General features: G+C 29.4%; 22 protein-coding genes. 6 read left to right on the top strand and 16 right to left on the bottom strand.

What is annotated here, in order from left to right; genetic code table 11:
* Positions 1-60: 60 nt before the first annotated feature.
* From pepF to BD821_RS09065, 3 genes are all read right to left on the bottom strand, one after another.
* Entirely contained in the window at positions 61-1,854 is a 1,794-nt protein-coding gene (gene pepF, locus BD821_RS09055; RefSeq protein WP_104410198.1) for an oligoendopeptidase F, read from the bottom strand.
* Positions 1,855-1,988: 134 nt separating this feature from the next.
* Positions 1,989-2,387, bottom strand: a complete 399-nt coding sequence (locus tag BD821_RS09060) for a DUF6762 family protein (protein ID WP_104410199.1) — start codon at positions 2,385-2,387, stop codon at positions 1,989-1,991.
* Positions 2,388-2,595: 208 nt separating this feature from the next.
* Positions 2,596-3,501 carry a metal ABC transporter substrate-binding protein gene (locus BD821_RS09065; RefSeq protein WP_104410200.1) on the bottom strand — a complete coding sequence of 302 codons (906 nt, stop codon included), beginning with the start codon at positions 3,499-3,501 and terminating at the stop codon, positions 2,596-2,598.
* Positions 3,502-3,612: 111 nt separating this feature from the next.
* Between BD821_RS09065 and BD821_RS09070 the strand changes: the two genes are divergently transcribed.
* The 3 genes from BD821_RS09070 to BD821_RS09080 are packed head-to-tail and all read left to right on the top strand — an operon-like array spanning position 3,613 to position 5,504.
* Entirely contained in the window at positions 3,613-4,284 is a 672-nt protein-coding gene (locus tag BD821_RS09070) for a metal ABC transporter ATP-binding protein (protein ID WP_104410201.1), read from the top strand.
* 6 nt (positions 4,285-4,290) lie between these two features.
* Positions 4,291-5,082: a metal ABC transporter permease gene (locus BD821_RS09075; RefSeq protein ID WP_104410202.1), complete on the top strand. Its 792-nt coding sequence runs from the start codon at positions 4,291-4,293 to the stop codon at positions 5,080-5,082.
* A gap of 5 nt (positions 5,083-5,087) precedes the next feature.
* On the top strand, positions 5,088-5,504 hold the full coding sequence (locus BD821_RS09080; protein WP_104410203.1) for a Fur family transcriptional regulator: 417 nt from the start codon (positions 5,088-5,090) through the stop codon (positions 5,502-5,504).
* A gap of 64 nt (positions 5,505-5,568) precedes the next feature.
* Here the strand turns inward: BD821_RS09080 and BD821_RS09085 are convergent, their stop codons facing one another.
* The gene (locus BD821_RS09085) at positions 5,569-6,804 is read right to left on the bottom strand and encodes an NCS2 family permease (protein ID WP_104410233.1); all 1,236 of its coding nucleotides are present in this window, start codon (positions 6,802-6,804) and stop codon (positions 5,569-5,571) included.
* 156 nt (positions 6,805-6,960) lie between these two features.
* Positions 6,961-7,515, bottom strand: coding sequence for a manganese efflux pump MntP (locus BD821_RS09090; protein ID WP_104410204.1), 555 nt, complete (start codon positions 7,513-7,515; stop codon positions 6,961-6,963).
* Between the two features lie 274 nt (positions 7,516-7,789).
* Between BD821_RS09090 and BD821_RS09095 the strand changes: the two genes are divergently transcribed.
* Entirely contained in the window at positions 7,790-9,010 is a 1,221-nt protein-coding gene (locus BD821_RS09095) for a 6-phosphofructokinase (protein WP_104410205.1), read from the top strand.
* A gap of 47 nt (positions 9,011-9,057) precedes the next feature.
* On the opposite strand, the gene BD821_RS09100 is transcribed toward BD821_RS09095, so the two are convergent.
* Positions 9,058-10,359 carry an aminotransferase class V-fold PLP-dependent enzyme gene (locus tag BD821_RS09100; protein ID WP_104410206.1) on the bottom strand — a complete coding sequence of 434 codons (1,302 nt, stop codon included), beginning with the start codon at positions 10,357-10,359 and terminating at the stop codon, positions 9,058-9,060.
* Between the two features lie 138 nt (positions 10,360-10,497).
* Here BD821_RS09100 and BD821_RS09105 point away from each other — a divergent pair, with 138 nt between their 5' ends.
* On the top strand, positions 10,498-11,082 hold the full coding sequence (locus BD821_RS09105; protein ID WP_104410207.1) for a hypothetical protein: 585 nt from the start codon (positions 10,498-10,500) through the stop codon (positions 11,080-11,082).
* 127 nt (positions 11,083-11,209) lie between these two features.
* Here the strand turns inward: BD821_RS09105 and BD821_RS09110 are convergent, their stop codons facing one another.
* The 8 genes from BD821_RS09110 to BD821_RS09145 form a co-directional block, all read right to left on the bottom strand.
* Positions 11,210-11,812, bottom strand: a complete 603-nt coding sequence (locus tag BD821_RS09110) for a DUF3793 family protein (RefSeq protein ID WP_169994092.1) — start codon at positions 11,810-11,812, stop codon at positions 11,210-11,212.
* Positions 11,813-11,834: 22 nt separating this feature from the next.
* A complete protein-coding gene (locus tag BD821_RS09115; protein WP_029450944.1) occupies positions 11,835-12,125 on the bottom strand; it encodes a DUF2325 domain-containing protein in 291 nt (96 codons plus the stop codon).
* A 208-nt stretch (positions 12,126-12,333) separates the two neighbouring features.
* Positions 12,334-13,542: an ABC transporter permease gene (locus BD821_RS09120; RefSeq protein ID WP_104410209.1), complete on the bottom strand. Its 1,209-nt coding sequence runs from the start codon at positions 13,540-13,542 to the stop codon at positions 12,334-12,336.
* An 11-nt stretch (positions 13,543-13,553) separates the two neighbouring features.
* Positions 13,554-14,282 carry an ABC transporter ATP-binding protein gene (locus tag BD821_RS09125; protein ID WP_104410210.1) on the bottom strand — a complete coding sequence of 243 codons (729 nt, stop codon included), beginning with the start codon at positions 14,280-14,282 and terminating at the stop codon, positions 13,554-13,556.
* Positions 14,279-15,457 (bottom strand): efflux RND transporter periplasmic adaptor subunit, encoded by a 1,179-nt coding sequence (locus tag BD821_RS09130; protein ID WP_169994094.1) that lies wholly within the window; start codon positions 15,455-15,457, stop codon positions 14,279-14,281. Before BD821_RS09130 ends, BD821_RS09125 begins: the two co-directional genes overlap by 4 nt.
* Positions 15,458-15,730: 273 nt before the next feature.
* Positions 15,731-18,523, bottom strand: coding sequence for a YhgE/Pip domain-containing protein (locus BD821_RS09135; RefSeq protein WP_104410212.1), 2,793 nt, complete (start codon positions 18,521-18,523; stop codon positions 15,731-15,733).
* Positions 18,524-18,543: 20 nt separating this feature from the next.
* On the bottom strand, positions 18,544-20,640 hold the full coding sequence (locus BD821_RS09140; protein ID WP_207655276.1) for an efflux RND transporter permease subunit: 2,097 nt from the start codon (positions 20,638-20,640) through the stop codon (positions 18,544-18,546).
* A 24-nt stretch (positions 20,641-20,664) separates the two neighbouring features.
* Positions 20,665-21,279: a TetR/AcrR family transcriptional regulator gene (locus BD821_RS09145; protein ID WP_104410235.1), complete on the bottom strand. Its 615-nt coding sequence runs from the start codon at positions 21,277-21,279 to the stop codon at positions 20,665-20,667.
* A 395-nt stretch (positions 21,280-21,674) separates the two neighbouring features.
* Here BD821_RS09145 and abc-f point away from each other — a divergent pair, with 395 nt between their 5' ends.
* Positions 21,675-23,588, top strand: coding sequence for a ribosomal protection-like ABC-F family protein (gene abc-f / locus BD821_RS09150; RefSeq protein ID WP_104410213.1), 1,914 nt, complete (start codon positions 21,675-21,677; stop codon positions 23,586-23,588).
* Between the two features lie 44 nt (positions 23,589-23,632).
* Here abc-f and BD821_RS09155 read toward each other — a convergent pair whose 3' ends face one another.
* Together BD821_RS09155 and BD821_RS09160 are read right to left on the bottom strand one after the other, a co-directional pair.
* Positions 23,633-24,913, bottom strand: a complete 1,281-nt coding sequence (locus BD821_RS09155; protein WP_104410214.1) for a S1C family serine protease — start codon at positions 24,911-24,913, stop codon at positions 23,633-23,635.
* Positions 24,914-25,097: 184 nt separating this feature from the next.
* Positions 25,098-26,117, bottom strand: coding sequence for an alpha/beta hydrolase (locus BD821_RS09160; protein WP_104410215.1), 1,020 nt, complete (start codon positions 26,115-26,117; stop codon positions 25,098-25,100).

Genomic DNA, 26,117 nt, shown 5'->3' on the forward strand with positions numbered 1-26,117 from the left:
TAAATTAAAAAAGGTGAAGTCTCAATACACCTTCACCTTATAATTTAAAATTTATCCAGGTTATTTTTCTAGCATATCTAAAAGCTCATTAAATCTAGCTATAGTAGCTTCTAAAGGTTTTGATGTAGTCATATCAACTCCTGCTGTTTTTAGGATATTAATAGGATAATCACTACCCCCACTTTTTAAGAATCCTTTGTATTTTTCTAATGCATTTTCATTGTCTTCTAATATAGTTTTTGCAAAGGCACTTGCAGCCGCATAACCTGTAGCATACTGATAAACATAAAAGTCAGAATAAAAATGTGGTATTCTTGCCCATTCCATATCTATTCCCTCATCTACAATCATATCAGGTCCAAAGTACTTAACATTTAAGTCATGCCATATACCGCATAAATCCTTACTATTTAATGGTTTCCCATTTTCTATACTATCGTGAACTAAGATTTCAAATTCAGCAAACATAAGTTGTCTGAATACTGTAGTTCTTATTTGTTCTAATTCTTGATTTATTAAGTATAACTTTTTATTTTCGTCCTCTTCTTTATCTATAAGGTGGTGAATTAAAAGTGCTTCATTTGTAGTTGAAGCAACCTCAGCACAAAATAAAGTATAATTAGAATATACCTGTGGTTGATTCTTTCTTGAATAATATGAATGTATAGAATGACCCATCTCATGTGCGAAGGTAGAGACATCATTTATGCTATAGTTATAGTTTAAAAGAACATAGGGCATAGTATCATGACATCCCCAAGAATATGCTCCCCCTCTTTTACCTTTGTTTTCAAATACATCTACCCATCCATTATCTACGCCCTCTTTAAATATATTTAAATATTCTTCTCCAAGTGGCTTTAAACCTTCTTTTACTATTTTAATAGCTTCCTCAAATTCAATATGTTCTTTTGGTATATCTATTACAGGAACATATAAGTCATACATATGCATCTCATCTAATCCTAGTAATCTTTTTTTCACACTTACATACCTATGAAGTGAATCTAAATTCTTGTTTATAGTATCTATAGATTTATAATAAACTTCTACTGGTATATTATTTGGCTTTAATGAACTCTCTAAAGATGACTCATATTTATTAGCCTTTGATACAAATATAAAGTTTTTTACTGAAGATGTTAAAGAACTAGTTAAAGTATTTTTAAATTTACTATACGTATTAAATAAAGCCTTAAAAGCTTCTTCCCTAACTCTTCTATCCTTTGACCTTATAAAGGTTGCATAATTAACCTCTGTAAGTTCAACCTCTTTATTATTTTCATCCTTTATATTTGGAAATGTCATATCTGCATTAGTAAGCATACCAAATATATTACCTGGAGCTTCAAGACAATCTGAAACAGAAGCAAGCATTTCTTCAAGTTCTCTAGAAAGTGTATGAGGTTTCATTATAATTATCTGCTTGAAAAAGAACTTATACATATTTAGTTCCTGTATTTCGTCTATGTTCTTCAATAATTCTTCTTCATTTAATGATAATATTTCTGGAACAAAAAATGCATTTATACTAGAAAGTTCCGCTAAATAGCCATCTATCTTTTCCTTTATAGTTTGAAATTCTGTGTTAGCTGTATCTTCATCTGATTTAAGATGAGCGTATACAAATAATACTTCTGCTTTTCTTGATATCTTTTCTTTTAAATTAAGATATGCTATTAAATTTTTAGGATCACTAAGTGTCCCTGGAAATTCCTTCAGCTTTAAAGCTTCTATCTTTAGCTGCTGAAAATCTTCTTCCCACCTTCTTGAATCTTTATATACCTTTTCTATATTCCATTTGTACTCTGAAGCTATTTCCTCTCTTGTTTTTAATCTTTTTACTTCTGTCATAAAAACCCCTCCTTTAATAAACCATATATAAATACTGTATCATAGCAAAACTTAAATTACTATTACAATAGTATGAAGATTCTTGATTCTGTATATATCATTAATTAATCTGTTGTGATATTATTATTGAACTCTTAAATATAATCTTCTTTCTTACCTTTCATATCTAAATAGACTTTTTTAAAGCATTCATCTATTAAATTACATATTTCATTTATTTTATAGCTCATAATTTCTCTCTTCTCATCATAAGGAAAGTTTATAACCCATGTAGGATTATATTCCTCATCTTTATCTTTTATTTCATATCCTTTTTCTACAAAAGCTTCTGTATCAAACAAATCAAATATAGCTGAATATTCCCATTCTTCTACATCCTTATCAGTATCAAAGTAAACACTTACAATACCATCTATACAAAATAGTTTTCTTACATAATTACCCCCGTCTCTTACTTCGTAGCTACCAAGTTCTCTTAAAAACAAATTAGTATCTTTTTCTTTCTCCATAATTACTAATGATGAAAAATCCATAATAATCCTCCTTATTTATAATCCCTTATTTTTATGCCTACTTAAAGTTTTAAAATATATCTTAACATATAATATACTAAATTAAATAGGATGTTTAAAGCTAAACCCTATACTCTAAGTTAAATAAACTTACTCTTATAATTTGTAAGCCTATACTTATTATATATTAGTTATACCTTTAAAACATCCTAAACTTTCTTCTTGCTTATTAATTTAAACTTTCATATATCTTCTGTAAGTTTTCTCTCATAGTTTCTATATAATTACCCTCTGACTCTAAAGTATTAATAGTATCTGTCTTCGCACCAATCTCTCTAGCTAAAGTCTCCGAGACCTTAGGGCTAACATTTTCTTCCGTAAATACAGTTTTTAAACTTACCTTTTTCCCAATGCCTACCAATTCCTTAATCTTTTGTGGTGTAGGTTCTCCCTCTGCAAAAACATCCTCCACACTATATTGGTGAAGTCCAAAATCCCTACATAAATAGGCAAAAGCTGCATGACCTGTTACAAATGTTTTATTTTCAAGTGGCTGTATCTTACTTTGGTACTCATCTTTTAAGTCATCCAGTTCTTTTTCAAATCTTTTGTAATTTTCTTCGTAATAGTCTTTATTAGAAGAATCTATCTTAACTAAAGCTTCTTTTATATTATTAGCCTCTACCTTAGCTTCTTTAAGACTTAACCAAACGTGAGGATCAAACTGACCATGTTCATGTTCTTCCTCTTTAGAACTTTTTATTAAATCTGCACCTTTAGATGCTTCGACTACTACCAAATTTTTATTATCTACACTTTTTAATATGTCATCTGCCCAGTGCTCCATTTCTAAACCATTATATATAAATAAATCCGCCTTAGACATATTTTTCATATCTTTTGCTTTAGGCTCAAAATCGTGCGCTTCTACTCCACTTGGTACTATAGTTGTAATATCAATTTTTTCTCCGCCTATAGCCATAGCAAATTCAGTCATAGCATTAAAGCTAGATACTACAAATATCTTTTCTTCTGCTTGAGCCTTATTGTCTCCTGCCTCCTTTTTATTTACACAAGATGATAATAATATCACCACACACAGTGGTCCTATAATTTTAAATAACTTCTTTTTCATTTTTTCCTCCTAGCCTATCTTTTCTCTTGCAAATCATTTGCATTAAGTATATAATAATATACGAGGTAATCATTGTCAACATACAATTTAAAATACAGGGAGCTGAAATATTTGATTATAATAAAAGACTTATGCTTTTCCTATGAAGGCGCTAAACCATACATATTAGATCACGTGAATTTGACCATTCCAACGGGCAGTTATTTTTCAATAGTAGGTGAAAACGGCAGTGCCAAAAGCACTTTAATAAAACTTGTGTTAGGATTATTAAAACCAATAAAAGGCGATATTAAAGTAAATACATCAAATATTGCTTATGTTCCTCAAAAACTTGACAGTTTTAATTCTGAATTTCCAATAACTGTTCATGAATTATTATCTAATCACAAAAAGGTGTGTAAAATAAATGATGCCAAAGCCATTGATAAGAGTTTAGAAATAGTTTCTATGACAGCTTACAAAAATAAATTAATAGGGAGCCTTTCTGGTGGGCAACAACAAAAGATATTCATAGCTAGAGCTTTGATGGGATCTCCAAAACTTATAATTTTAGACGAGCCATCCACAGGAATTGATTTTCAAAGTCAAAAAGAAATATATGCTATAATAAAATCCTTAAATACAGAAAATAATATTACTGTTATATCTGTTGAACACAATTTAGACGCTGTTCTAAAAAACTCTACTCATATATATGAGCTAAATTCCGACACTGGAAATGGTATTTTGTATAATGCTAAGGAATATAGAGATAAAATTTTAAATGTTTATAACGAAAGGTAGATTTACATGTTGCAATTTGAATTTATGAGAAATGCCTTAATGGCAGGACTTTTTGTATCCATACTCTGTCCCTTTGTAGGGTTGTTTTTAGTTCTTAAAAGATATTCCATGATGGGTGATACCCTATCTCATGCTTCCTTTGCTGGTATAGCTATAGGTTTAGTATCAGGTTTAAATCCTATTATTACATCTTTCATTTTCACATCCGCCTGTGGCCTTCTAATTGAATATTTAAGAAACTATTATAAAAAATATTCAGAACTTGTAATGTCTATAATACTAACCCTTAGTATAGGTATAGCAATTTTAATAATGAGTACAGGGAAAGCAGGTTCAAGTGTTAATTCTATATTATTTGGAAACATGCTAACAGTTTCAAAGACAGATTTAATATGGATGGCTATAATAGGTGCTATATCTTTCATATTTATATTCTTTCTATACAATAAATTAATCTATGCTACCTTTGATGAAGAGGGTGCTAAAGTTTCTGGAGTAAATGTATCTTTAGTTAACTATATCTTCACTCTTATAGTAGCTGCTACAATATCTATATCCATAAGAATACTCGGAGTGCTTGTTATCTCTTCAATGATAGTTGTGCCTGTTGCTACAGCTATGCAACTAAAAAAAGGTTTTAAAAGTACCCTTTTATATTCTATATTATTTGGATTTATAGATATATTTGCAGGATTTTTCATATCCTATAAGTTAGATACTGCTACTGGAGGTACTATTGCTTTAACGTCTGTAGTAGTTTTAACTATAATATTGATAATAAATAAATATCGTAGGTGAATTTTATGAATACAGCAGAATTATTGAAAAATAAGACTATAAAAGCTACTAAAGCAAGAATTATAATTTATAATATAATAGCTGATTGTGATTGTGGAATAACTGCAGAATACATCCACAATAAATGTTTAGAATCTAATATAAGCATAAACTTATCAACAGTATACCGAAGCTTAGATTTGTTTGAAGAAAAAGGCCTTGTAGAAAAATACGATTTTGGCGAAGGCACATATAATTACACATTAAAAAAGCATAACCACAAGCATTTACTAGAATGCAGTCTTTGTCATAAAGAGGTAGAACTTCAATGTCCAATGCAACAAATTGAGGAGCTTGTAAAAAATAAAACAGGATTCACATTAGTGGAACACGAACTAAAGATGAAGGGTATTTGTAAGGATTGTAAAAATCATAAACAATAGTAATTAAAAAAGATCACATTTAAAATGTGATCTTTTTTTGCTTTTATATCATATTATCACTATATTAAATAGCATGTAGTATGAAGTTAATTAAAAACATAAAGGATATTATATACATAGGAACTGATATTTCTTTATGTTTTTTGCTAGCTAATTTTACTATAGGATATGCCACAAATCCAAAAGCCATGCCATCTACTATGCTAAAGGTAAGCGGTATCATAGCAATAATCAAAAAAGCTGGAAATCCTTCTGTAAAATCATTAAAATCTATATTTAATGCGTTTTTAATCATTAAACTACCTATTATTATCAAAATAGGAGCTATAGCGCTATTAGGTATAATTTTAATTATAGGCATAAATATTATAGATAGTAAAAATAGTATTCCTGCTGTAAATGATGTAAGCCCACTTTTACCACCTGCAGCAAGTCCTGCAGCACCTTCAATTGATACTACTGTTGGACTTGTTCCAACTATAGCACAATTAATAACTGACATAGCAGTAGCCTGAAATGATCTTTTAAACTTTTCAGGTTTATCTAGCATTACATTTATCTGTCCATGGATTAATCCAAGATTTTCAAATACAAGTACCAATAATATAGAAAATGTGGACACAATAAATGAACTTGAAAATATATTGCTAAAGTCCATATGGCCTATTACTTCTTTATATCCTCCAATAGAAAATCCCGTGAAAGAAATCTGTGATAAATCAATTAATCCAAAGGCTGCTGAAAGAAGTACTCCTAAAAACATACTTATAAGAAAGTTACCTTGAACATTCTTCACAAATAACACCAATGTAATTACAAGTGTTATAAGAGTTACATAAACTGCTGGATCACTAAGACTTCCAAGTGCTACAAATGTTGTTTCATTTGAAACTATTATTCCGCTCTTTTGAAGTCCTATAAAGGTAATCATAAGACCTATTCCTACAGTTATAGCTTCTTTCAATGATGTTGGAATTGATCTTGTTAGTATCTCTCCAAGTTTTGTAAAGGCTACCACCGCAAACAAAATTCCTGCAATAAACACTGATGCTAATGCTTGTTCCCAGGTTAATCCCATAGTTTTAACTATGGTGTAAGAAAACATAGCGTTAACTCCCATACCAGGAACCAATATCATTGGCGACTTTCCCCAAAATGCTGACAGTAAACATCCAACAAAAGTAGATAACACTGTAGCTATAACCGCCGCTTCCATAGGTATGCCAGCATCTGCTAGTATGGCAGGATTCACCGCTATTATGTAAGCAGCCGCAAAAAATGATGTAAGCCCTGCTAACATTTCTTTTTTTCTAGTAGTTTCATTAATATCTAAGTCAAATAATTTATTCAATTCTTTTCCTCTTCATATCTTTCCCTCTCCCACCCACAATTACACTTATTATGTGCAAATGCACTAATATTATAACAAATAATATTATAAAGTCAAAGGGATTATTTACCTCGAAAATATTAATTTAAGTCCTAATATAATTAATATTATGCCTCCTATATAATCTGCATACTTACATATAAATTCTATTTTTCTAAAAAATATACTTATTATAAATGCTATACTTGTAAGAATACAAGTTACCATTCCTATAAATAAACTTATTTCAATAAGTAACATTAAACTATTTATGGTCTCAAAAAATGTAAATCCTATAACTAAAGCATCTATACTTACGGATATGCCTAATAATATACACATCTTTGGCTTCAAAAAAATATACTTATTTTTATCTTCCATACCTTCCATTATCATTGTTATACCAACTACCGCTACTATAATGCCTCCTAATATACTAGAAGTATAATTTACATACTTATTAAATATAAGGCTGCCACAGGAACCTATTAACATAAATAAGGTTTGGAAAAATGAAAAAGACATACAAAAGCATACCTTATTCTTAAACTTAATATTTGAATTAATTCCTATACTTAGTGCTACTCCAAAGGCATCTAAAGATAAAGCAATAGCCACTACAAATACAGATAAAAATGTCATGTTTTTCCCCTTTCAAACATGCTGACAGTATTAATTAATATATATTATTTTACTTAGAAATATATTCAAATATCATATTAAAAGAATAACTTTTTAAACAATATTAAGATGGTAATAATTCTAATATTAATCATATGATACTATCATTTCCTTATATATTTCGTTAAAAGTCTTTATTTTTCTTATTATATATTATATATTATTAATTGATGAATATTTTATACTCATAATGACTTATATAGTATATAACATATATGTAAAGGAGATAATTGTAATGTGTAATTGCCTTATTGCTCAATCTGGCGGTCCTACTTCTGTTATAAATTCAAGCGTTGTAGGTCTAGTAGATGAAAATACAAAATTAAACATATTTAATACAGTGTACGGAGGGTTAAATGGTATAGAGGGTATCTTAAATGAAAATCTAATAAATTTATCAACCTGTGATAAATTTATATTAGATACCTTTAAACTTACCCCTTCTTCTGGATTAGGTTCTTGTAGATATAAAATGAAAGATTATAATAACGATGAAAGTGAATATATTAAAATCTTTGATATATTTCAGAAATTAAACATTAAAGCCTTCTTTTACATAGGTGGAAATGACTCTATGGATACTGTTTCAAAGCTTAGCAAATATGCTGAAAATAAAGATATAGATGTTAAAATAATAGGTATACCTAAAACCATAGACAATGACCTTCCAATAACAGATCACACTCCTGGCTTTGGAAGTGCTGCAAAGTTTATATCCACAGTAGCTTTAGAAACATACTTAGATTCTTCAGTTTATATAAATAACGGTATATTTATATTAGAAACTATGGGAAGAGATGCAGGATGGCTTGCTGCTAGTGCTTCTTTAGCAAAACTTAATAATAAACCTATAGCTGATTTTATATATCTTCCTGAGATAGCCTTTGATACCGATGCCTTTATAAAGGATGTTAAAGAAAAGTTCAAAAAACAAAATCATGTATATATAGTTGCCTCTGAAGGTTTAAAGGATAATAATGGAAACTTCTTATCTACTCTTCAATCTGCGGAATGCCATGATAACTTTGGACATGCTCAATTAGGAGGTGTTGGAAATTATCTAAAGAGTTTAATTTTAGATAATCATATAACAACTAGGGTTAAGTCCTTAGAACTAGGGGTACTTCAAAGATGTGCCATGCATATATCCTCTTCTATAGACGTGGAGGAAGCCTATGTTTCTGGTGCTGCCGCTCTTAGATTTGCGAAAGATGGTATGTCCGGATATATGGTTGGAATTAAGAGAATGGCTGGTAGCACTTATTTAACTGAAACCTTTCCTATAAAAGCATCTACTGTGGCTAACAATGTTAAATACATACCTAGAGATTGGATCAATAAAGAAGGTAATGGTGTAAATGAATTATTTTATAACTACGCAAATCCTCTTATTTCTGGTAATGTAGAATTATTATATAAGGATTGTATACCAAGCTATCATATTTTCAATAAATAACTTTTAAATATTTTAAGTTTCAGATGGGCTTAAATCCCATCTGAAACTTAAAACTTATTAAAATAATTATACCTCCCATTAATATAGTCTAGTGCTGATATAAAACAATCTATTTCTTCTTTTGTGTTGTATATTCCAAAACTCACTCTAACCATTCCAGGCTTTGCTAAATTCAAGTTACTTTTATAGTATTTTATCTCTTTAGGTGGTATTTTAAGAAGTCTTTGTACATAAGGTTGAGCACAAAAGCATCCTGACCTAACTTCAATTCCATAATATTTATATAGCATTTCGGCTACCTTTTCATGATGAAGTCCTTTTATATTAAAGCTCACTATGCCTAATCTATCGTTGTCCATTTTAGTGCTTCCATATATACTTATATATTCTCTTTTATTTAAATTATAAAGTAAATATCTTGTAAGCTCTCTTTCATGTCTTTCTATGATATCCATATTTAAATATTCCATAACCTTTAATGAAGAAATAAGCGCAACCACCCCCATAAAATTTGGTGTACCTGCCTCCTCCTTCAAAGGAACATCCTCCCATACCACTTCTTCCCTAGTAACAAATTTCACAGTTCCTCCACCTTTACAATCGGGCTCTCCTCCATCAAAGGCCTTCTTTTTACCTATAATTACGCCTATGCCAAAGGGAGCATACATCTTATGTGCAGAAAATACCAAATAATCTATAACAGCCTTACTATTATCTTTTTTAATACATATCTTTTTATGAGGTACCACCTGAGCTCCATCCACTATAATTTCCGCTCCATAGTTATGACATATTTCAGCTATCATATATATATCATTAATAAACCCTGTAACATTTGATGCTCCAGTTAATGTTACATATTTAACCCTTCCATTATAGTATTCAAGCTTCTCATAAAGACTTTCTATAGATAATCTTCCATCCTTATCTATGTCTATATAATCTAAGTTGCATTTACCCCTCCAAGGCAAATCATTAGAATGGTGTTCCATATAGGAGGAAAGAACTACATCATCTTTATTATAAATTAATCTATTAGATAATTTATTTATGCTCTCTGTAGTATTTTTAGTGAAGATAACAGTATATTCATCACTAGGTGCCATAAAATATTTTAGTATAGCTACCCTAGCCTCTTCATAGAAATTCGAACAAATATTAGACTTGTAACCTACCCCTCTATGAACTGAACCATAGTAAGATGAAAAGTATTTTATATTATCAAGTACATACTTAAAAGGCGGTGTAGTAGCTGCATTATCAAAATTTATAGTTTTCACTATTTTACCAGTATCTAACTTTATATAATGATCTATTTCAGAAAAAAAGTTTTTATAATCTATAAACATAAAAATTCCTCCCTGTTATATTATTAATATTCATCTACTTTATAATATGGTACTGTTTTATAATATTATTTTAACTTGTAACAAATTATATATGATTACATATTATATATTGTAGTTTAAAAATGGAGGTATTATTTTATGTGTGAAAAAGACTCCTTTGTGGAAAAAGACGATGATATAAACTTTGTCCCTTGGGTTCAAGATCCAGATGTTATCTCTAATATGCAGGACAATTTTAGAATCACTGAAGATTCAACGGTAGCTTCTATAGGTATGATGTATAATCCTAACATGATGCAACCTATGGATATGATGTGTAATCCTAACATGCTCCAGCAACCTATGGATATGATGTGTCCTTCTAATAATATGATGCAACATATGCATATGATGTGTAACCCTAATATGATGATGTGTCCTATGCATATGATGGGTAATCCTAATATGTTAAATCCTATGATGGGACCGCCTTGTAACATACCGCCAAAAATGGACAATAAGATTCCAACTCATGATCCTTGCGCAAAGGGATGTAGAGAAATTGACCATGTTAATTATTCCGATGATTTTAGAAGTAAAGATAAAGATGTGGAAAAAATATTAAGAAAGATAGAATGTAATAATCCAATGATAATGAAAACTTTAATGTGCTACAATATGCCTTGTAATCTTGCAAGAAATATAATGAAAGATATAATAAAACTCACATTAACCTATAAGTAATCCATATAAATATAAATAAAAAGTAGAAGTTTAAAGTATGTACTTTATAACTTCTACTTTTTATTTATATGCACAACTATATATATTGTGATATTTTTTAATTTTAACCTTTCTAAAGTATATTATATTAATTTTTATAGCCTTTGACTCCTTTATTACTTTTAATTATTTCTGTCATCACATCTATCCTCGCTATATCAAATCTTTTAAATTGATTTTTTGCATAAGGTAAGTTGTTATATACCTTCCAATATCCAGTAGCAAGGCACTTTTTATTATTATCAATAAAGTCTTTAACATCATCAATAGGATATCCTAAAAATAATCCTATCTCATGAGGACAGGCTAAAGAAAATCGTTCTTTTAATTTAAATAAAACTTCATTTAGATTCATATCTTTATTATACCCATATTGTAATAAAAACTCTAAACTTTCTTCATTATAAATTACCTCTTCAAGTTTATCTCTATTGTAAATCATAATACCGCTACTCCTTTCATCTTCCCTGATTTTGAAATAATCCAACTTTAAATCATGTAATACTTCTTCTTTGTTAATGTCCCACAAATTACAAAGATCTCTTTTTTCATTTGTAAGTGTTACTATTGAAGCAGGCTTTATTTGTTTTATAGTAGGTGCTATATGATAATATATCTTAGCCTTAATATAATCATTATCTTGGAACTTTTCTATCTTATTTAAATAACTATAGGTAATATACTTTATCAATATAATCAATCCTTTAATATTTTTATTGATTATTTTTTAAAAATTGCTTTATATTTTGATCTAAGTAACTAATAGATCTTCTAGAATATATTATGTTAGTATCATTTTCTTTTACTCTTCCTTTTATGGTCTTACTTAATTGATGTCCTATAAAATCTGTTAAAACTAAAACCAGGTCAGTATTTACAGGTATATCTAACTTTAAATCGCCCTTTTTTCTTCCTGTAATGTGATTTATAGTTTCAAAACCATTTCCCCTTAAATAATCTTTAATATTTCCAAGCTTATCTCCACCTATTACCAGTATACTCATAATAATCACTCCTTATATATTTTGTTCTAATAGTAAATTCTATACATTATATTTTATTTCTTTTCACATTAATATTAATAATCATTCTCAATTGTATTGTATAGTATTTTTCTTTTTTTGTAAACACTATTATAATATATTTTTTAAAAAATAGAAGACCTCTCATAATTTGAGAAGTCTTCTAAATATATATTGAAAATTTTATTTCTTATTCATATCTTAATGCTTCTATAGGGTCTAATTTAGCAGCCTTACGCGCAGGGTATATTCCGAAAAATATTCCTACTGCTGAAGAAAATAGTATAACACCTAAAATAGATTGTAATGACAATATAGGTGTAATATTTACAAAGCTACCTATAATATAAGCGGCTCCAATACCTAATATCATTCCAATAACTCCTCCTAGCAAAGAAATTATAATAGCTTCTGCTAAAAATTGAAGTAATATTGTATTAGTAGTGGCCCCTATTGCTTTTCTAATGCCTATTTCCCTAGTTCTTTCAGTTACAGACACTAACATTATATTCATAACTCCAATACCTCCAACTAAAAGAGATATTGCTGCTACAGCCCCTATAAATGCGGTAAATATGTCTACTACCTTATTTATTTGGTCTAGTTGCTTTAAAATATTTTCCCCCTTATAAAGATCCCTACCTCTATTATTATGTCTTATTTCTAATATATTTATAGCCTTTGTTGCAGCTTCTTCACCCTTATCTTGATCTTTACTTGCAATCATCATAGAATCAATTACAAAATCATTAGGAAATAAACTTTTTAAAACTGCTATAGGTACTATAGTAAATGCTGGGATATTTTCATCTACTCCTCCATAGGAAAATCCTGTGCTTTTATAAACCCCTATTATTGTAACCTTTTTAGGCGAAGTTTTTTGTCCCATCACAACTGTTTTTCCTATAACATCTGCATATCCAAAAAGACTTTTAGCCCCTACCTCATCTATTACAACTACAGGCTTTCCTTCATTGGCCTCTTTTTCAGTGAAAAACCTACCATAAATAATCTCTAAGTTTTGAATATAATTTAAATCTTCATTACCGCCAGATATAATGGACACCTTGCTTTTATCTTCACTTCTTATAACGCCTTGCTTTTGAGACACAGGAGTTATGTATTTTATGAGCTCTACCTTTTCTTTTATCTGTCTTATATCTTCTAAGTTAATATAATCAGAGGATTCAGCTTTTTGTGTATTAACTTTTATATTAATAGTTGATGCTCCTATTTTTTCGAACTCCCCGACTATACTATTTTTTCCACCTCTTCCTAATGCCAATATAGTTATAACAGAGCTTATACCAATTATTATACCTAACATAGTAAGGAATGATCTAAGCTTGTTGGCCTTTATACTATCTAAAGCCATTTTAAAATTTTCAACAATATTCAAATTCATCCCTCCTATTTAGATAACTTACTTTTTGATTCTACATACCTTTCTAGTATTATCCTATCTTTAACAATATCATCCGATACAATTTCTCCATCTTTAAACCTCACTATTCTTTTCGTATATTGTGCTATATCCGGCTCGTGAGTTACCATAAGTATAGTTGCTCCTTCATCATTTAAAGTTTGAAATATCCTTATTATATCTTCTGAAGACTTAGAATCTAAATTTCCTGTTGGCTCATCTGCCATTATTACTGCTGGGGAATTTACTATAGCTCTTGCTATTGCAACCCTTTGCTTTTGCCCTCCAGATATTTCATTAGGTCTGTGTTTTATTCTATCTAATAATCCTACCTTTTGTAAAGCACTAAGAGCTCTATCTCTTCTTTCACTTTTAGATACTCCAGCATAGGCCATAGGAAGTTCTACATTTTCTAATATGCTCATTCTAGGCAAAAGATTAAAAGACTGAAATACAAAGCCTATTTCTTTATTCCTTATGTATGCAAGTTCATTATCTGAAAGATTTGAAATCTCCTTGCCATTTAATGTGTATTGTCCTTCGTCAAATTTATCTAAGCAACCTAGTATATTCATAAATGTAGATTTACCTGATCCTGAGGGACCCATAATTGATGTAAATTCCCCCTTATCTACTTTAAGACTTATTTCATTTAAAGCCTTAAATGTAATTTGTCCTGTTTTATATATTTTAACTATATCTACAACTTCAATCATTTTATATCACCCACAGATGCTTCTTTTACTAAAGATCCATCCTTTATAGCAGCAGTTGGATTTAAAATAACTGTATCTCCTTCATCTAGACCCTCCATTACCTCTGCTTCCATATCAGACTGCAATCCTAACTTTATTAGTTTTTCTACGGCTTTGTTTTCTACCATTATATATGCATAGTTTTTACCTTGTTTATCTGATCTAATAGCTTCTGCTGGTATCTTTAGTATGTTTTCTTTTTTAGCTAACAATATTTCTATATCCACATCAAATTCTGGCTTAATATCTTCTACCTTTTCTAATATATCTACATCTGCATTAAGTATTACATCAGAACCTGTAGCACTTTGTACCTTTTTAGCCACAGGATCTATATAAACTACTTTTCCCTTTATTCTATTACCCGATATAACAATTTCTGCTTCCTGGCCTACTATCACTTTTGAAGCATCATACTTACCAAGGGCTACTAATGCTTTTAAATTATATATATCTTGAACTACAACGGCTGGTTGTGTCATATTTCCAATAGCACCTTCTGTTATATTAATAGCAGTTATTACTCCATCAAATTCTGCTACTATATTTGAATTTATAGAACTTAATTTTGACTTTGCAGAATCTAATGATATCTTTGCCAAATTTATAGCATTATCTGATTGTTTTATTTTTTCTTCTGATATCTCAACTAATCCAGATTGTGATTGCAAAGCCATAGCTGCACCTTGAGATTCACTAATTTTATCTATATGAGTCAAATCTTTATTTGAATTTTTTAATTCTTCATCTTTGGCTTTCTTATCTTCTATACTTTGCTTTTGATTTATAAGTTCTTGTTTTTGAAGTACTGCATTATCATATTGAATTTCTGCTTGTTTTATTGCATTATTAATGTCTTCTATATCATAACTTACTATGATATCTCCAGTTTTCACACTATCTCCCACTTTAAAATTTACCTCATTTGCTTTAAGCTGAGGGCCATAATATTCTTTTATTGTTTTTGACTTTATGGTAGCTGTAGTATTTAAGTAAGAACTTAAATTACCAATTTCTACATTTGATGTTTTTACGCTTATTGATTTATCATTTTTCTTTCCTAGTATTATAGGTAAAGAAACTATAATTCCCAGTGCAACTATCCCTACAATCCAAGTAATTGTCTTTTTTTTCATCATTTACTCTCCTTAATCTAAAAAATGCCCCTATTAAATAGGTTATTATAACTTTTAATACAAGTATCTTTTGAATATACAAAACATTTTACCTCTTTTAATCAACATTATCAATGATATCTAATAATATTTTAAGCAATTAAAATTTACATAAAAAATGCAACTAAGATTTAAAAGAGGTTCTACCTTCTATTTAAATCTTAGTTGCATCTTATTTTAAGTTATGGTGCTTTAATATTATTTATATTGTAATGCCCTATCATAGCTTATTTTTTATTTGCTGAATATATTCTTTATCCAGTTAATAATACCTTTCTTTTCTTCTTTAACCTCAACTTTTGTTTCTATTTTTGCTTCTGGTATTTTTATTTCTTCAGTTTTTATTATAAATTTAACCTTACCTTCCATGCCTTCTTCTATACCTGAAAATGTTCCGTAGTCTTCTGATAATTTCACTATTTCATCTTTAGATGCTAATACATCATCTATATCAGTTACCCCTTCACTTACTTTATCATGAAGCTTTGTTACTCCTTCTTCATCAAACTTTGTCATTCCTTCGTTTAATTCTTTAGCACCCTTTTCTAATTGATTTGAAGCATCTTTTAATTGTGCTGCTCCAGAGCTTAAACCTTCAATTCCATTGTTTAAATCTGATGTACCTTGATATAACTTATTTGCACCTTCTTCTAGTTGCTTTATCCCTCCAGTTAATTGTGGAAGTTTATTTAAGGATTCTCTTACCTTATTTACATTATTTTCTTCTAAAGATTCTCTCATTATTGAAAGTATATCTTCACTATCTTTAAGGTGTTTTTGCATAGCCATTAGTGTATTTATACTTTCAGGTGACTTGGATATCTTATCCATTACCTCTGGTGTCATATTATTTTCTACAGCTGTTATTATAGGTTGAAGATTTTTCATATCTTCTTCTAATACTGCTATATTTTCTACTGTTTCTTTAAATTCTTTACTCTTGCTAGCTTCTAATAATTTCTTTGATACCTCTATATTTTCTTTGTTTTTATCTAAAGTAGACTTCATTCCTTGTATAGCTGGAAGCATTTGATTTACCTTATTAAGTTCACCCATAACCTCTTTATCGTTTAATACATTATTTAACTCAATTAACATAGCTTTTGTGTCAGGATCTTCTGTTTTAGCTTGAATTTCCTTTAATGTAACCGTCATTTTATTAATACTCTTCATAGTTTCTGGATTAAGAGCCTTTGAAATAGCTTCTAAAGCATCTTTGTTTTGCCCAAGTGCTTGTTGAAGTGCTATTAAAGTTTGTAAGCTTTCTTCCATACCATCCATGCTACCTTTAGATTTAATAAATCCATCTCTAGCTCCTACAACTGCGCTATTATATCCGCTAATTAATGCTTGCAACTGCTTATTTACTACTTCTGTTTCTTCATTATCTGTGGGATAAGCTTTATTTACCGCTTCCCTTAATGCATTAACATTTTCTTCTTTAACCAGCTCATTTGTATCTCCAACAAATTTATTAGCCATAGCTTGTTGCTGCTTTAAAGTTTTTTCCATCTCTACTCCATTTACCTTTTCTAGAGCTTTTGCTGAATCTAATATATTGTTAATTGCACTAGCATTTTGAAATATAGGAGCAAGTGTATCTATCACTGATAGATGTGGAGCCAATGAATTTAATTCTCCCATAAGTGGTGCTAATTTATCTACATTTTTCATAACTTCTAGTAACGGTTGTAGTTTTTGGGTATCTACATCTACACCACTTAGCTGATCTGTAGTATTTATTAAAGCCTCAATATTACTTATATTTTCTGGTGTAGATAATGCTTTCAACTCTTTAATCATGGGATTTGCTAGCATTTTTGATATGCCAACTGCTCTATAATCTACAAAGGTCTTACCCATAAGGTTCATGTTATTTTCACTAAGTAAAGGCAATAATTCCCCCATACTTGAAATATCAATATCTTTTGCAAAGTAAGCATCATTAATTAATGTTCTTTCTCTTTTAACATTATTATCATCTGTTATTAATGCAATCTTTTTTTGATTTTCTTTTTTTGACATTTCACCTTGAATTGATCCAATACCTTTTCCTGCAGTATTTATGCCAGATTTTAAATCATAGGCTCCATTTTTTAGAGAAGTACTACCGCCCTTTAATTTATCAGTACCAACAACTAAATCCCCCATCTTTGCAGCAAAAAGGCTTTCTCCTTCTGATAACTTTTCACTACCTTCTTTTAACTTTCCACTAGCATCCTTTAATTCATCTATTCCATCAACTAGTTCTGAAAGATCTTTAGAATCTTTTAGCTTTTCAATTTCTGGAAGATCAGGTGTGGCTGTTATCATTACTGGTCCCATCTTAAAGTTTTCAACATCAGCTTCTATTTCAAGCTTATCTTCAAGTCCAAGATCTATATCCATAGTGTTAAGTCCTAAGCTCTCCTTTAATCCTGGTAATCCAATATAAGTTATTATATTGTTATTTCCATCAGAAACTATTTGTCCAGAATTTATATTTATATTTTTAAAGCTATCCATAGGTAAATTTAGTAAAGCTACAGTAGCAAAAGGTGTATATATTGTTTTCTCTTTGCCATTAATAGTAACTTTATGTGCTTCTTTATTTTTTATTTCTAAACTTATTTTTACCTTACCAGATTTTCCTGCTAATTCTTCTGGTTTTATGCTTACTCCATTTAAATAATATATCATTGTTATTTCCAAAGGTAGCTCTTCATTAGAGTTTCCTTGATAAAAAATATCATTTTCTTTAGATCTCCATGTAATTGATTCTCCATTTATCTCTGGCTTATCTTCACCTTTTATATTTTTAATATCCTTTAAATTGGACTTGTCTTTTATATCACCACCATTTGGATTATGAATCCAAGTACTTACTATTTTATCTTGTACCTTTCCTTCTTTATCCAAAGTTATATATACTGATTCATCTTTTTTAATTGCTTCTGATGCCTGTACTAAGTTAGGGCTCACTATTGAAGCCACTAAAACAAGGCTTATAATTGTTTTTGACATATAATTCAATTTATCTTTTCTCATTATACTTACCTCCTGTAATTTTAAGCTGATAATTCAACATTTTCTTTTGATTTTTTCTTTTGTTTCCATCCTTTAGTTGTAAGACCTATAAACCTTTCTGAAACTATTAATATTGATGGTAATATAAATATTATTACAACCATACTTATAAGAGCTCCTCTAGCCATTAAAAAGCATAGACTCTTTATAAGTTCCATATCTGAAATAAGTGCTACCCCTGCAGTAGCAGCAAAAAATGTAAGAGCACTTGTTACTATAGATTTTGCTGAACCTTGTACGGATATTTTCATAGCTTCTATCTTGTCATATCCATTTTGCATTTCCTCTTTAAATCTAGATGTTAGTAATATAGCATAGTCTACAGTTGCTCCTAGCTGTATAGTTCCAATTACTATATTTGAGATAAAAGGAAGCGCTGTACCTGTGTAGTACGGAATTCCAAGATTTATAAATATAGCAAGTTCTATTGATAACACTAAAATAAGTGGTAATGAAAAAGATAAAAACACTCCAAATATTATAGTAAATATAGCTAAAATTGAAACTACATTTACTCTTTTAAAATCGCTCTCTGCTATCCGAATTAGATCTTTAGTTAAAGGCCCCTCCCCCGATACCATAGCATCTTCATCATACTCTTTTGCAATATTTATTATTTCATCTACTTGAGCATTTTCTTCGTCTTGTGCTGCTTTATATATAGAATTTGCAACTATTAAGTTGTATCCATCCTTTTTAAAGTTTGCTTTTATATCTTCTGGGACAAAGCTTTCTGGAATTGATCCTCCTACTAATTTATCATAAGATAAAACTTTTTCTATTCCATCAACCTTTTCTATTCGATCTGCCATTTCTTTCTTTTTGTACTGTGGTAAATCGTCTTTTACAACTATCATATGTGTAGTTGTCATATTATAATCTTCTTTAAGCTTGTTTAAGGCTACTACAGATTCCATATCTTTAGGTAGTGACTCATCTAAGTTGTAATACACCTTTGCATTATTAGCTCCATAAATTGCTGGTATGAAAGCTATAACGAATATCGCTACAAAAATTTTATAATGCTCTGTTACATAATTTGAAACCTTTGTAAACTCAGGCAATATTGTTTTATGCTGAAACCTGTGTATAGCTTTATCAAAGTATAAAACTAAAGCCGGTAAAATAGTTACTGTACATATTACTCCAAGTAATACTCCTTTAGCCATTACAATTCCTATATCTTTTCCAAGGGCTAGTTCCATAACACAAAGTGCAAGAAAACCTGCTATAGTTGTAAGAGAACTTCCTGATATAGCTGTTATAGTATTTGCTATTGCTTCTGCCATAGCCTCTTCTTTATCTTCTATTTTAAGCTTTTCTTCTTCATATCTGTGTAATAAAAATATTGAGTAGTCCATAGTTACCCCTAATTGGAGTACCGCTGCCAAGGCTTTTGTTATATAAGAAACCTCGCCTAAGAATATATTGCTTCCAAAGTTATATAAAATCGCAAATCCAATGGAGGCTAAAAATATAAATGGTATAATTACAGATTCCATAGTAAGTGCTAAAACTATTGTAGATAAAATTACTGCAATTAACACATAAATAGGAGTCTGCTTATCTGAAAGATCCTTTGTATCTTTTACTATAGCTGATACGCCACTTAGAAAGCTTTTTTCATCCATTACCTTTCTTATATCTGTTATAGCATTTTGTGTGACCTCTGAGGAGCTTCCTTCTTTATACTTTATTACCATCATTGTAGAATCACCACTGTAAAGTGCCTTTTTTACATCGTCTGGCAATATTTCTTTTGGAATAGATATGTCTAATGCATCATCTATCCAAAGTACACTGTCTACTCCCTCAATTGTTTGAATTTTTTCTTTTATTCTTGATACCTCTTTAGGTTCTGCATCATCCATAATTAGCATAGATAAAGATGCACTTGCAAATGTATCATCCAATATATTTTGACCTTTCATAGAATCTAGTTCCTGTGGTAAGTAAGTCAAAACATCATAATTTATTTTTGTATTTACCATACCAAAGACTGATATAATTGATAAAAGTACTGCTACTATAAGAACTATATTTCTATGCTTTGCTATGAATTCACCAAATTTTTTCACTTTGCCTCAATCCTTCCTTTATGTTTAAACTTCTAACATTTTTTTTATAGTTTTAAATAAAATAGGTTTCATTGTATCCATATCGTAGGGTTCTTCAAGTATAATGCTACTATAACAAACGCTTCCTATAAGCTCTATAATCATAAATAGAATTTTTTCTGATTCTTTTTTGTCTGTACCAAGTGATTCCATATTAACTATAAATATATCTATCACTTCTCTCATTTCTTCATGTTGTTCAGGTCGCATTATAGCTCTTCTATATACTCCCCATGAAAAGTTTTTGTTTACAATCTTAAGCATAAGTTTATTATCTTTTAAATATTCTATTATATAATTAACATAAAATAGAAACATCTCTATAAAATCTTCAAAAGATTCTTCTTTAGTTTTTTGCATTGCTTCTTTTATGAGTCCAGAACTTTTTTGAAGTATAATTTTGTTTATAATATCGTATTTGTCTTTAAAGTATAGGTAAAATGTTCCCTTGGCCACTCCTGCCTTTTTAACGATATCGTCTATGGCCGTATTTTGAAATCCTTTTGTAGTAAAAAGTTCATAAGCAGCACTATATAAATCCTTCTCTTTTATTAGTTTCTTATTTTCTGACTTGCTTTTTATTTCATCCTTTTTAGTTATCTTATCCACATTATCCACTCCTGATATATTCTTATGTTACATTCATAATCTTCCATACTCCTTCTTCCATAGGAAACCCCTCTAAATTGTTTACTCTATCTTAGTTGTCTTATCTATTTATAGTAAACTTATTTAGTTTAATGACTGTCGGTCATTTATCTAACATATATTATTATACCCTTTAATGACTAATAGTCAATATGTTTTTTTAATTTTTTTTATAAATAATTTTACGACTTTTTTTTCAAAGTTAAATGTATACCTTTACTACGTTGGAATTACTAAATGCAATGTTTATAGATGATCTATGTTATAATAATAAATATATTTTTTGTTATTAAAAATAAAAATATAGTATAATGTAGTCAATAATAAAAAAACAAGGCGGTATTAATATGATTGTTATTGGTTGTAAAAATATTTCTAAAAGTTATGGTGTAGATGTAGTATTAAATAAAGTAACTTTTTCTATAAACGAAGGTGATAAAGTTGGTTTTATAGGTGCTAACGGAGCTGGTAAATCTACCTTATTCAAAATATTAACAGGTGAGCTCACTTATGATATAGGTGATGTATTTATAGATAAAAATAAAGCCCTAGGATATCTTTCACAACATCTTTCACTAGGATCTAATAGTAGTATTTATGAAGAAATGCTTTCTGTTTTTAGTGAGCTATTAGCCATTGAAAAAAAACTAAAAGAGTTAGAAATTAAATTAAACGATGGCTATGATCCTACTAATGCTTCCTATCATGATAAAGTCATAAAAGACTATACTACTTTAACTGAATTATATAATAATAAAGGTGGATATACCTATAAAGCAAATATTAATAAGGTATTAAAAGGATTAGGATTTTTAGAAGAGGATTATGAAAAGCCTATAAATATTCTAAGTGGTGGTCAAAAAACTAGAGTTGCTCTTTGTAAACTTCTTCTTACAAAGCCTGAAATATTGCTTCTAGACGAACCTACAAATCATTTAGACCTAGACGCTATAGAGTGGCTTGAAGATTACTTAAAAGGTTATAAAGGAACCATTGTTATTATATCGCATGATAGATTTTTCTTAGATGCTATAACTACACACACCTTTGAACTTATTAATGGACACGTAGATTGTTATAACGCAAATTACTCAAAATATATAGACCTTCGGAAAAAAGAATTTGAAACAAAGCTAAAAGCTTATAATCTGCAACAAATTGAAATTAAAAGACAAGAGGACATTATTGAAAAATATAAATCCTTTAATCGTGAAAAAAGTGTACGTGCAGCAGAAAGTAGAGAAAAAGCTTTAGCTAAAATAGAAAGACTCGAAACTCCTGATAAAGATGCAAAAGCTTCTAAAATAAAATTCGAAACCTTAATAAAAAGTGGAAATGACGTATTATATGTAGAAAATTTAAGCAAAAGCTTTGGAGAAAACCACCTTTTTTCCCATGTTAATTTTGATATAAAAAGAGGGGATCGTATAGCCCTTATTGGTGAAAATGGAAGAGGTAAAACTACTCTTTTTAAAATTATAATGGACGACATCCTTGCTAGTACTGGTACTAAGACCTTAGGTAAAAATGTTTTTATAGGATACTATGATCAAGAACAGTCAAACTTAAATGAAAATAAAACAATTATAGATGAAATTTGGGATGAGTATCCTCACATGACAACAACGCAAGTTAGAAATGCTTTAGCATCTTTTCTTTTCACTGGTGATGATGTTTTTAAAGAAATAAATAAATTGAGTGGTGGCGAAAAGTGTAGAATTAACCTTTTAAAGCTCATGCTTTCAAAATCTAATTTTCTATTATTAGATGAACCTACAAATCACTTAGACATTATGTCAAGAGAAGCCTTAGAAGATGCCATAAATAACTACGATGGAACTTTACTTATTATTTCTCATGATAGATACTTTTTAAATAAGGTTATAAATAATATCTGTGAACTTAATTCAGATGGCATAAAAGAATACCTTGGAAATTATAATTACTTCCAAGAAAAGAAAAAGAATCCCTCTAGATATGAAGGCTTAGAAGAGCTCCAAAATAAAAGTAAAACTCAGGTGTCTGAAGAAAAACGTAAAAAACGACTTTTAGATAAAAAGGCAAAAGAAGAAGAAACTAAACTTAAATCTTTAGAACAAGATATTTCATCTAATGAGTCAAATATACTAAAACTTCAAGAACTACTGTGTTTAGAAGAGGTTTATTCAAACGCAGAAAAGAGTGAATCTATTAACAAAGAATTGCTACAACTACAAAAGGTCTCAGAAACCTTATATGAAGAATGGGAAAAGCTGATATAGTAATTACTATATCAGCTTTTTAAACTTATCTCTTCTTGTTAAATTTACTTTTTTTCCTGTAATGTGAGATTTATAGTTTTACTTTTTCCTTCCCTATAAACTTCAATGCTAACCTCATCACCATTATTTTTTTGAGATTTTAGCTTATTTAATTCAGCCATAGTATTTACCTTATTACCATCAAAACTTGTTATGACATCTGATGGTCTTATTCCAACCTTTTCTGCTGGACTAAATTCTATAACCTCCATAACATAAACTCCCACAGGTATTTTGTTTTCTTTAGATACATTTTCTGATATATCTCTTCCCCTAATGCCTATTTCTAATATAGGTTTTGATAAATCTCCAAGTTTTGCTTTAGCTTGATTTATAGGTATAGAAAAACCAATACCTTCTACGCCACCTTCTGCTGATTGTGAATTAATCTTTGCAGTGTTCATACCTATAACTTGACCTCTTGAATTTAATAAAGGGCCACCGCTGTTACCAGGATTTATAGCTGCATCTGTTTGAATAAGTGTTAAGTCTTTACCACCTATATTTATGGTTCTATTTATTGCACTTACTATACCCGATGTTACTGTACCTAAAAATTCTTTTCCTAGAGGGTTTCCTATTGCAACAACAGATTCTCCTGCTTGAACAGAATCCGAATCTCCAAGTTCTACTACTCCTGGCATCTTCATTTCTTCCTTTATTTTAACTGCAGCTATATCATTTTCTGCATCGTAGTTTATAACTTTTGCTTCAACTTCCTTACCATCATTTAATACTACTTTCACATCTTGAGCACCTTTTATAACATGATAATTTGTAAGTACATAACCTTCTTCATTTATTATAAATCCAGAACCTATGCCCTCTGTTGCTTGATTTCCAAAAATACCATAGTCTTTTATACTTTTGGTAGTAACTCCAACCACAGCCGGACCCACCTTATCTATAATTTCAGTAACCGTTAAGGCATCTTTCTCTTCTCTTAAAGTAGTAGGTCCATAATCTTTGCTTTTTTCTTCTATTATAGTTTTATATAATGCTGTATTTTTAAAATCTTTACTTTGTGGAGCTATATATAGTACTCCAGCTGCTCCTAGAAGTCCTCCTATTATAGAAAATATCAATGACAAGGCCACATATGGGAAGATACTTCTATCTCTATTTCTTTTCTTTTTATTATTTATTTTCTCCATACTTGTATTCTCCCTTCGATGATTTTTATTATTATTTAAGGGGTCTTCTTTTGGTATAATAATAAAATCTGGTGAATATCCTTGCATGTTCGCTTTTGTACCTTCAAAGTTGTTTTCATACCTATCATCCATTAAAATCATCCTCTCTATACCTATATTCTACCTTTACATATATATTAAACTATAATTGTTACAACTGTATGTCAAAATATAAAGTTTTAGTGAGGTATTCAAATTATATATTGAAATCCTCACTAAAACTTTATATTTAAGTATACTTGCAAATAACAAAAAATATTATTCACCTTTCTATAAATTACTCCTTTTGAGATAACTTATCTGTATCTTTCAAAATATTTCCTAGATAAAATATAATTGAATTTTCATCTTCTAATGGTATATTATTTATATTAGGTAATACTTTAACTTCAGATTTAGATGATAGTTGTGCAAGTTTACTTGCTTCTTTTATATATTCGTCACCTTTATTCTCGCTTAATAAAATTACTAATGGTTTATCTCCTAACATTCCTTGTTGTTGTAAATCCAAATTATAATCTTTCAAAATATTTAATTCTTCTTTGTATGCTTTCAAATATTTTTTGCTTACAGTAAAGGAATTAAACACTTCTGCATTTTCTTCTGAAAGAAGTGAAGTTATATCATTTCTTATTTTAATCACATTTATATTATTAAGTATTCTTATAGAACCTATACTGGAAAATGTCTCCTGGACTGATTTATTTCTTATTTGTTTTTTTAAATCTTTTTGAGTTTCCTTTGAGCTAAGATCCTTCTCTAATATAGGATTTATGAGTATTGAGCCTATGACTTCATTTGGATACATTTTAGCAAAATTATTAGCTAATAGTGATCCATATGAATTTCCAACAAATATATAAGGTCCATTAACTGCTCCTTTATATAAAATATCTGAAAGATCTTTAACCTCATCCTCTATACTTACATCTTTTCCCGCTCCTTCACTTAAACCATATCCTGCCCTATCATAATAAAAAACTCTAAAATTCTTTGGCATACTCTTAACAAGTTTACTCCATTCTAAGTGATCAGCTCCTATATCAGATTCTAGAATTATAGTAGCCTTTCCATGTCCAATTAAATCATAATATATCTTTTTTTCATTTATGGACACATATTTACCTTTGCCCTTTGCTTTAATGCTCATCTTATGGCTACTTATATTTTCATATAACATTCCAAAAAATGTTACTAAAAATAATAATACAACAACTATTTCTATAATTCTTAATTTATTAACTTTCCTTTTGGGTTTGTATTTATGCATACTGTTAGAGTAAGGTAAAAACTTCAT

This window comes from Clostridium algidicarnis DSM 15099, assembly GCF_002934235.1.
GTDB classification, from domain to species: domain Bacteria; phylum Bacillota; class Clostridia; order Clostridiales; family Clostridiaceae; genus Clostridium_L; species Clostridium_L algidicarnis.